Here is a 9,782-nt window from a genome sequence, read left to right on the forward strand (position 1 = left end):
GTTTTGTCAAGAGTTGCGGATGTTTATGAAAAATATAAAGAAGACAAAAACGTAAAGTTTATTTTCCAATCATACGACATTCAATCGATGCAAAAAACAATTGACTTGAAAGATAGTTTGGCTATCCCTTTGGATAGATATTGTACATTTATTCACCCCAGTTGTATGATTGCTCGAAGTGCTAGTATTGGTATTGGAACAGTTATATTAGCGCATTCAGTTGTCAATCCAAAAGCAAAAGTGGGACAATTTAATTCTTTTATGAGTGGCGTAACTATAGGCCATGATGCAGTAGTTGGAAATTATAATTTGGTTGCAACTCAAGCTATTGTAGCCAATATAGTTATGGGTGATAGAAATTTTATTGGAATCAATACAACAACAAATAATAAAATTACAATAGGTGATGATTGTATGATTGGTATGGCTTCTAATGTAGTTAAAGATATTCCATCAGGAACAAAGTGTTTTGGAAATCCAACAAAAGCAGTTGATACGCCAAAAAGATTAAGGTAAATATATTCTTAATAATAGAAAAATAGTTTTTTTAAAAGTATAAAATGAGTGATATTAAAGTTTCTATTTGTTGCCAAGCTTATAATCATGAACACTACATTAGGCAATGTTTAGATGGTTTTATGTTGCAAAAATGTGATTTCATTTTTGAAGTTTTAATTCATGACGATGCATCAAAAGATAAAACGGCAAGTATTATAAAAGAATACGAAACTAAATATCCGGGTATTGTGAAACCGATTTATCAATCTGAAAATCAGTTTTCAAAAGGTGTAAAGCCAACATTTGCATTTAATATTCCAAGAGTAAAAGGTCAGTATATTGCAATGTGTGAAGGTGATGACTACTGGATTGACCCATTAAAATTACAAAAACAAGTTGATTTTTTGGAACAAAATAAAGAATACAGTTTGTGTTTTCATGATGCAAATTTTTTATATACTAATAAATCTATAAAAAAGTTTAGTCAAAAATATTCCTTTTTACAATCTAGGTCAGATTACACAAGGAAAGATTTATTTAAGTATAAATGGTTTATTCCTACTGCAAGTGTAGTTTTTAGAAATCAGTCTATGGACTTAAGTTATTTTAGAAATATTTATTCTGGTGACTCAACTTTATATTTACTACTTTCTAAAATAGGGAAATTTAAATATTTATCTGATTGCATGTCTGTTTATAGAATTACAAATCAAGGGGTTGGTACTATAGTAAATAAGCCAGAATATCGATTGAATGATCTAAGAAAGTGGTTGTTGTTGGTTGAGCCTTATGAAAAAAAATTTATTTATAGAGCTATTTGTGGAAGACATAAATTACTCTTATTTTCGAGTATTAAAAGTAAAAGTTTTTTGCTAATCATTGCTAGTATAAAAAATATTTTATTAGCATTCCTAAACTATATTTACTTCAGTTTTACCTATTATTTTTACACAAAAAAAACAACTTTTTAAATGTTTTTAAATTTTTAGTAGATTGTAAAATATTTAGCTATAAAAGCAGAAAATATATCTAAGTAATACCGATTGAGACAACAGGAGTCGTGAGTTTTTAATAGCACTTACCTTTAAAAGACAAATGAGGTTGAATTGATTTAAGTGGGTATTCATTTAATAATTTGAAATTAACAAGCATCATAATTTTACTTAAATAATATACAATGTTGAACGAAAGACAGTTATGGACTGAAGAAATTGTTTCAGAGAAATCTTTATTTTCAGTTAATCTTAGGGAAGTATGGCTTTATAGGGATTTATTGTTTTTATTAGTAAAGCGAGATTTCATCGTTTTTTATAAACAAACTATATTAGGGCCTATTTGGTTTTTTATTCAGCCCATATTGACTACCATAATCTATGTTATCATTTTCGGTCAGGTGGCAAAGTTGTCTACTGATGGTTTACCACAAATGGCTTTTTATTTATCGGGGGTTACTATTTGGAGTTATTTTTCTGATGTTTTAAATAAAACAGCCACTGTTTTTCAGAGTAATGCTTCTATTTTTGGTAAAGTCTATTTCCCTAGATTAATCATGCCCCTAGCTATAGTATTCTCTGGATTGATGAAGTTTTTGGTTCAATTCACCTTATTTGTCTGTGTGGTACTCTATTTTACCTTCGTAAAAGAAACTATTCATCCTAATTTATGGATTTTAATTACTCCTGTTTTATTGCTTCTCATGGCCGCTTTTGCTCTAGGATTAGGCATGATTTTTTCTTCTATGACTACGAAGTATAAGGATCTTAACATGTTGCTCTCTTTTGGGGTTCAACTTTTTATGTATGTCACTCCTGTAGTTTATACTGTAACATCAATACCCTCTCAATATAAATTTATTGTACATTATAATCCTCTAACTAGTATTTTTGAGTGTTTTCGTTACGGATATCTGGGTGCAGGTCATTTTCAACCACTAACCTTAGTGTATAGTGCTATATCTATTTTTGTTTTACTTGCGGTTGGTGTTCTTATTTTTAACAAGGTTGAAAAAAGTTTTATGGATACAGTATAATATTTATGAATTATCAATTATCAATTATCAATTATCAATTATCAAGATATTATTAATTTACAATACTAAATAATGAGTCAGTTAGCAATAAAGACAGAAAATATTTCCAAACAATACCGATTGGGAAAAGTAGGTACAGGCACACTTAGTCATGACTTGAATCGTTTATGGTATAAGGTTCGTGGTTTAGAAGATCCTTATGTAAAAATTGGAGAAGCCAATGACAGGAGTATGAAAGGAGAAAGTGATTACGTTTGGTCTTTGCGAGATATTAATTTTGAAATTGAACAAGGCGATTCTGTTGGGATTATTGGTCGCAATGGTGCCGGAAAGAGTACTTTATTGAAGTTATTAAGTAAGGTAACCAAACCTACAACAGGAGGTTTTAAAGTGAATGGTAGGATTGCCTCTTTACTTGAAGTAGGAACCGGATTTAACCCTGAAATGACCGGACGAGAAAACATTTATTTGAATGGCGCTATCTTAGGTATGAGACGGGCTGAAATTACTAGAAAATTAGATGAAATAATTGATTTTTCAGGTGTTGAACGTTATATAGATACTCCGGTTAAACGTTATTCTTCAGGAATGTATGTGAGACTAGCTTTTGCTGTTGCTGCTCATTTAGAAAGTGAAATTTTGATTGTAGATGAGGTATTAGCCGTTGGCGATGCCGAGTTTCAAAAAAAATGTTTAGGCAAAATGGGGGAAGTGAGCAAAGGAGAGGGGAGAACGGTTTTGTTCGTGAGTCATAATTTACAGGCTGTTTCTAGTTTAACAACAAAGAGCTTAGTTTTAGAAAAGGGTTCGCTAGAATTTGATGGTCCAACTTATAATGCTATTGATTTTTATTTAAACGGAAATGAATTTTCAACAAAATATATTGGTAATCAACCGATATCAATTCCTCATGTTCGTGAGGTTGAAGTATTAACTTCAAATCCAGGAGGAATACATAGTTTTGGTAAAGAACTAAGAATTAGATTTAAATTATATACTCCTTTAAAGATAGAATCTGCAGCATTATCTTATCAAATTATAAATTATAAAGGATTACCAGTTTTACATATTTTGAATCTTTCTGAAGAACAAGATTTTGGAAAAAATCCAGGGGAATATGAATTAACTTCAATCATGCCTAAATGTAATTTATATCCTGGAAAATATTCATTAATTATACATTTTGCCGATAGAAAAACAAAAAAAAAATATGAAACTATTAGTGAACAATGTTATTTTGAAGTCCAAAAATTTGGTGTTTTAAGAGAATATTATTGGTATCCAGATCATGCTGTATATGTAGAAGAAAATAAATGGGAAATCAAATAATAAATCTAATAATATATGTATGGAAAAATCATTAAATTTTTATAATAATTTTGATAAAAAATTAATAGATGATTACGTTCTAGGAAATCCTAGAATTGAGAGAGGTATTTTAACATTATCTTCATTTATACCAGAGAAGGCAAAATCTATATTGGAAATTGGTTGTGGGATTGGATGGAGTAGTTATGAGTTTTCGAATTGTTTTAGAGATGCTAAAATAAATGGTATAGACTTAAGTCCAGTCTTAATTAAAACTGCAGAAAAACTTTTTCAAAATGACAATTTAACTTTTGAGGTATTCGATGTAACGAAAGAACTTCCAATTAATAAATATGATGCAGTTGTAATGATCGATGTTTATGAACATATTCCTAGAGAAAATCGAAATGCTTTTAATAAATCACTAGCATTGTTAATTAATAATCAAGGAAGATTAATTATAGCATGCCCAACTAAGTATCACCAAAAATGGTTAAAAGAAAATTATCCTGAGGGTTTACAACCTGTTGATGAAGATATTGATAGCCAGGTAGTGTTAGAAATAGCCAAAGATATAAAAGGAGAAGTTGTGTATTATAGTTATCAAAATATTTGGAATAGTTTTGATTACTTATATGCTGTTATTGAAATTAATCCTCAATATGGCTCGAAAAATCAATTAGTATGTAATACTAACATAATTTTAGAAAATAAAGAATTAAGAATTGAAAGAGTTAACAAGAAATTAAATTTAAATTATCCAAAATTTAAAAGAGAAAACTCAATAGCTAACTTAGTGAAAAATATAGTTAGTTTTAAAAAATTTCTTAGATAAAAATTGATTCAGAATCAAAAAAAAATAAATTAAATTATGGTTTTGAAAAAGAACATTGCAATTGCCACGATTAGTAAAAATGCTTATTCAGAAACGTTTATTAACGCTCAAATTGAACTTTTGCCTGCAAAATTAGTTTTGTATGGTGGTTGGTTACCTCTTTTTTATGGGGATAACATTCCTATTAATGATAAGTATAGAGCCAAGTTAAATCAATTGTTTAAATTGATTTTTAATAAAACTATTTTTAGCACTACTCCTGATTTTGTGAATGTTTTAAAAAAACATAAAATAGATTTTGTTTTAGCTCAATATGGGCCAGCAGGTGCTGCATTAATGGATATATGTAATAAGGCAAATGTTTCTTTAATTGTACATTTTCATGGGTTTGATGCCAGCGAAAAAGATACCTTAAGCTATTATGAAAAGGATTACCAGAGAATGTTTGTAGAAGCAAAAAAAATTATCGCCGTTTCACAGTCCATGAAAGCAAAATTAATTTCATTAGGTTGTGCAGAAGATAAGATTGCCTTAATAACCTACGGTCCGAATGCTATTTTTTTTGAAAATGAACCCAAATACAACTCAAACACTTTTTTTGCGATAGGTCGTTTTGTAGATAAAAAAGCACCTTATCTCACTTTGATGGCTTTTTATGAAGTCCTTAAAGAATTTCCGGAAGCCAAATTAAAAATGGCAGGTTCTGGAGTGCTTTTAAATACCTGTAAAAATATGGTGAAAGCATGGAATATTCAGGACAGTGTAATTTTTTTAGGGATAATTAAACCAGAACAAACAAGATTGGAAATGCAAAATTCTCTGGCATTTGTACAACATTCGGTTATAGCCGATAACGGCGATAGCGAAGGAACGCCTGTAGCAGTATTAGAAGCTCAGGCAGCTGCATTGCCTGTTATTGCTACTTATCATGCTGGTATACCAGATGTAGTTATTAATAATGAAACAGGTTTTCTGGTAAAAGAAACAGATGTCATTGCCATGAAAGACGCTATGATAAAAGTAATTAGTAACAAAGATTTGGCGAAAAAGATGGGAGTAAAAGGAAGGGAGCGTATAAAAAAAGAGTTCACTATGGATAATTATATTAACAAGTTAAGAGTTATTTTAAATGAATGATAATCAACTAGTTTCCATAATAATTCCCACTTACAACCGAGCTCATTTAATTGAAGAAACATTAGATAGCGTATTAGCTCAGACTTATACCAATTGGGAATGTATTATAGTAGAAGATGGTTCAAACGATAAAACGGTTCAAGTAATAGAAATTTTTATTTCAAAAGACAATCGATTTAAATTATTGTATAGAAATAGAGATCCTAAAGGCGCACCTACATGTAGAAATATTGGGTTAGAACTTGCAAAAGGTGATTATATAGTTTATTTAGACTCTGACGATTTGTTAGCGCCATTCTGTCTAGAACAAAGAGTCTCTTTATTTAATCAAAATCAATCTTGTCATTTTCTGGTTTTTAAAAATATTTTGTTCCAAGAAGAGTCGATAGAAAAAGGATTTTACTGGAATATTGATACCGATGAAGATGACTTATCCCGTTTTTTGAGAATGGATGCATTATGGCAAACTTCAGGGCCTATTTATAAAAAGGAGTTTTTAATTAAAATGGGGGGGTTTGATGAGAATTTGTTATTTTGGCAAGATTATGATCTTCATCTTAGGTGTTTATTATTGAAAGGAATATATCTCAAATTTTTTGATTTGCCTGTAGATGTTTATATCAGAGATGGAAGAAAAGATACCATTAGCAGAAGTATATCTTTTACGGGTGATATTAAAATTCTAGAAAAAAGAATAAATTTTTATTATGAAATATTGAATGAATATCATCTTAAATTAAGTAATGAACATTTAAATTCTTTATTTTCAATTCTATATTTTTTTTCATCACAATATACAGTTAGGCATGGAAAATATTTAACATTTTTAAAACATTGGATTAAAATAAATCGATTTAATAGAAATTCATTTTCAATTTATAAAAGTTTAATAAATGTTTTATTACTAAAATTATCTTCTCGATTTTCCTTTTTTTTGAAAATTTCTGATATCTATTTAAAAAATAATTCAAAAAGAATACCTGATTATTATGTTCTTAGAAAAAGTAATTTAGGTAAAATTGAATTTAATGATTGTATAATTTAACTTAAGGATTATAAACTAATTTATGAAAACCGTTGTATTTACTCTATGTTCCAATAATTATTTAGCTCATGCAAAAACCTTAGGTGATTCCATACGAGAAATGTGTCCTGAAACAGATTTTATCATTGGTTTGGTTGATGATTTTGATCCAGCTATTGATTATACTTTTTTTAGCCCTTACGAAATAATTAAATACGACCAAATTGGTTTTGATTGTTTTGAGGACATGTTATCAAAATACAATATTATTGAGTTTAATACTGCAGTTAAGCCTTATTATTTTGGATACTTATTTCAAAAATATGGTGCTGAAACTAAAATATATTATGTAGATCCAGATATAGTTTTTTATAAAAATATGGACGTCCTAAATGGTATTTTGGATAAGCACGCTGTTGTATTAACTCCCATGTTAACTAAGCCAAACGACGAGGTAACTACTGATGAATTGGTAGCAATGCGTCATGGGATGTATAATTTGGGCTTTATAGGCGCAAGATATTGTGAAGAAACGTTACAATTTATGAAGTGGTGGCAGCAAAGATTGCGACATCATTGCGTTATTGACAAGCCAAGAGGTTTGTTTGTTGATCAAAAATGGATAGATATTGCTCCCTTATTTTTTGAAGGAATATATATTTTTAAGCATTTAGGATATAATATGGCTTGGTGGAATTTTGCAGAAAGAAGATTAAAAACTCTAAACAATGACTACTTTGTGAATGACACTTCACAAGAATTAGTATTTTTTCATTTTAGTGGTTATAAAATAGGTAGTCTTTATTATACTGGGCGAGTTGAAAAAAAAGAATACCTTTTAGAAACTTTACCAGAGCTTCAAATTCTTTTTGCTGATTATTCTGAAAGATTAAAAAAAAATAACGTTGAGAAATTATCAGTTGTAAAGCCATTATTGAACTTTGCCTCCTTTAAAAAGAATCCTAAAAAGAGTTTAATTAAAAGAGTAAAGTCAAGACTTTTTAAAAGATAAATGGAATTGGTGGAATAATATAAGATATTTAAAAAAGCTTAATGTCAAGTACTAAATTTGGAGTTTCTATTGTAATATGCACTTTTAATGGTAAGTATAGATTGCCAAATGTTTTAAGTTCTATAACAAGACAAGAACCTTCGGTTTTATATGATTTTGAATTGATTATTGTAGATAATTTGTCCACTGATGCAACTGCTATATTTTGCAACGACTATTTATCCCAAGCAGCAATTTATTTTCCATGGAAAATAGTAACAGAACAAACACCTGGATTAAATCATGCTCGATTAAAAGGATTGAAAGAAGCCCAACATGAGTTTGTTTTATTTTGTGATGATGATAATGTGCTGTCCGATAATTATCTAAATGTGGCTTCAGAAATTCTACTATCAAATTCAGCAATAGGTGCATTAGGAGGATGTGGAATTCCAGTTTTTGATGCTGAAAAACCAGAGTGGTTTGATCGCTATAGTTATAGTTTTGCAGCAGGCGCTCAAGCTTCGCAAGATGGATTTATGACAAAATATCCCTCAGAATTATATGGAGCAGGTACTTTTTTTAGAAAATCACCCTTACTTGAATTATTTAATAAAGGTTTTAAAACTATTATGTCAGACCGAAAAGGTAATACACTTGCTTCAGGTGGTGATGTAGAGTGGTGTTATTTAATTCAGTTATTAGGGTATAAGCTTTATTACGACCATAGATTGGTTTTTGGGCATCATATGCCTCAGCAAAGGATGCATTGGGAGTATTATTTACGACTAAAAAAAGGCATTTCTACTGGTGTGTGCAATTTGCTTCCCTATGGTTGTTTATTTAGAAATCGTAAAATGTCTCCTATTTTATATTTTACAACTTGGTTTGCTAAAATGATTTTCGCTCTTTTGATTTATTTCAAGCTTAGGATACATGCTTTTGTAGCAGTAAAATCAAATACTATTGAGCAAGAATTAGCAATAACTATTTGGAAGGAAAAACTATTTTCTTATTGGCGCAATAGTATTCAATCTCATAAACATTTCATCCATTTGAAAAATTATTTTTAATGCCCTATTTTACCGTTATTATACCTTCTTATAATCGAGGTCATATCATTGTTAGGGCTATTGAATCTGTTTTAAATCAAACCTATTCTGATTTTGAAATCATTGTTGTTGATGATGGTAGTATTGATGATACGCGTACTGTTATTTCATTACAAAATGACCCTAGAATCTCTTATTTTTTTCAACAAAATAAGGGAGTATGTACGGCAAGAAACTTAGGAGCTTTACAAGCTAAAGGAGACTATTTAGTTTTCTTAGATAGCGATGATTACGTTGCTAAGGAATGGTTGATGGATTTTTATCATGCAATTAGTGAAAAAGCTCCTGCAATTGTAAGATGTAGAAAAGCTGATGAAAATATTATTGATAATAATAGCTACCAAGGTTTTTTAGCTGGTTCCTTTGCTATTCGAAAAGAAGTTTTTTATAAGGTTGGAATGTATGATGAAAACTTACATTATGGCGAAAACACCGAATTAAAGTGGAGGATTGATTTTGGTAAATACACTACTATTATAATTAATAAACAAAATTTATTTTATGATGCCACTTTCAGTTTAGGGGGTGGAAACAAAGAAAATAAGATTCGTTTTTTTTATTATGTTATTGAGAAACATCAAACTTATTTCAATAAAAATACGTTCTTAAGTCAATTATTGTATCAGGTTACGGGTGTTACTTGTTTTCAATTAGGAAGAGTTAAAGAAGGAATGCGATTGTTGTGGTTAGGCTATTTAAAAAATCCTCTTAAACTTAAAGCTTTAGGAAGAGTTATTTTTTATAGTTTTAAACTACTAAATTTTAAAAGAACCTAAGTTTTATAAAAGGGTATAATAAAAAAATTAGATGAATAATAATAAACAAAAAATAGCCGTAGTAATAGTTAC

The 9,782-nt window shown here is 29.3% G+C and carries 9 protein-coding genes and 1 pseudogene; all 10 read left to right on the forward strand.

Annotation, left to right across the window (positions count from 1 at the left end):
* Window positions 1–516: pseudogene (locus ACOYLT_RS08335) on the forward strand (hypothetical protein); the annotation flags it as partial.
* A gap of 44 nt (window positions 517–560) precedes the next feature.
* On the forward strand, window positions 561–1,469 hold the full coding sequence (locus tag ACOYLT_RS08340; protein ID WP_422853400.1) for a glycosyltransferase family 2 protein: 909 nt from the start codon (window positions 561–563) through the stop codon (window positions 1,467–1,469).
* A 206-nt stretch (window positions 1,470–1,675) separates the two neighbouring features.
* Window positions 1,676–2,527, forward strand: coding sequence for an ABC transporter permease (locus ACOYLT_RS08345; protein WP_422853401.1), 852 nt, complete (start codon window positions 1,676–1,678; stop codon window positions 2,525–2,527).
* Window positions 2,528–2,599: 72 nt separating this feature from the next.
* Window positions 2,600–3,856, forward strand: a complete 1,257-nt coding sequence (locus ACOYLT_RS08350) for a polysaccharide ABC transporter ATP-binding protein (protein WP_422853402.1) — start codon at window positions 2,600–2,602, stop codon at window positions 3,854–3,856.
* A 19-nt stretch (window positions 3,857–3,875) separates the two neighbouring features.
* Window positions 3,876–4,670: a class I SAM-dependent methyltransferase gene (locus ACOYLT_RS08355; protein WP_422853403.1), complete on the forward strand. Its 795-nt coding sequence runs from the start codon at window positions 3,876–3,878 to the stop codon at window positions 4,668–4,670.
* Between the two features lie 42 nt (window positions 4,671–4,712).
* A complete protein-coding gene (locus tag ACOYLT_RS08360) occupies window positions 4,713–5,807 on the forward strand; it encodes a glycosyltransferase (protein ID WP_422853404.1) in 1,095 nt (364 codons plus the stop codon).
* Window positions 5,800–6,852: a glycosyltransferase family 2 protein gene (locus ACOYLT_RS08365; protein ID WP_422853405.1), complete on the forward strand. Its 1,053-nt coding sequence runs from the start codon at window positions 5,800–5,802 to the stop codon at window positions 6,850–6,852. Before ACOYLT_RS08360 ends, ACOYLT_RS08365 begins: the two co-directional genes overlap by 8 nt.
* Window positions 6,853–6,874: 22 nt before the next feature.
* Complete coding sequence (locus tag ACOYLT_RS08370) at window positions 6,875–7,843, forward strand: hypothetical protein (protein ID WP_422853406.1); 969 nt, start codon at window positions 6,875–6,877, stop codon at window positions 7,841–7,843.
* A gap of 41 nt (window positions 7,844–7,884) precedes the next feature.
* Window positions 7,885–8,895, forward strand: a complete 1,011-nt coding sequence (locus ACOYLT_RS08375) for a glycosyltransferase (RefSeq protein ID WP_422853407.1) — start codon at window positions 7,885–7,887, stop codon at window positions 8,893–8,895.
* Complete coding sequence (locus ACOYLT_RS08380; RefSeq protein WP_422853408.1) at window positions 8,895–9,710, forward strand: glycosyltransferase family 2 protein; 816 nt, start codon at window positions 8,895–8,897, stop codon at window positions 9,708–9,710. The genes ACOYLT_RS08375 and ACOYLT_RS08380 overlap by 1 nt, the downstream gene beginning before the upstream one ends.
* Window positions 9,711–9,782 lie beyond the last annotated feature (72 nt).

The organism is Flavobacterium sp. (genome assembly GCF_049318185.1).
Classification (GTDB): domain Bacteria; phylum Bacteroidota; class Bacteroidia; order Flavobacteriales; family Flavobacteriaceae; genus Flavobacterium.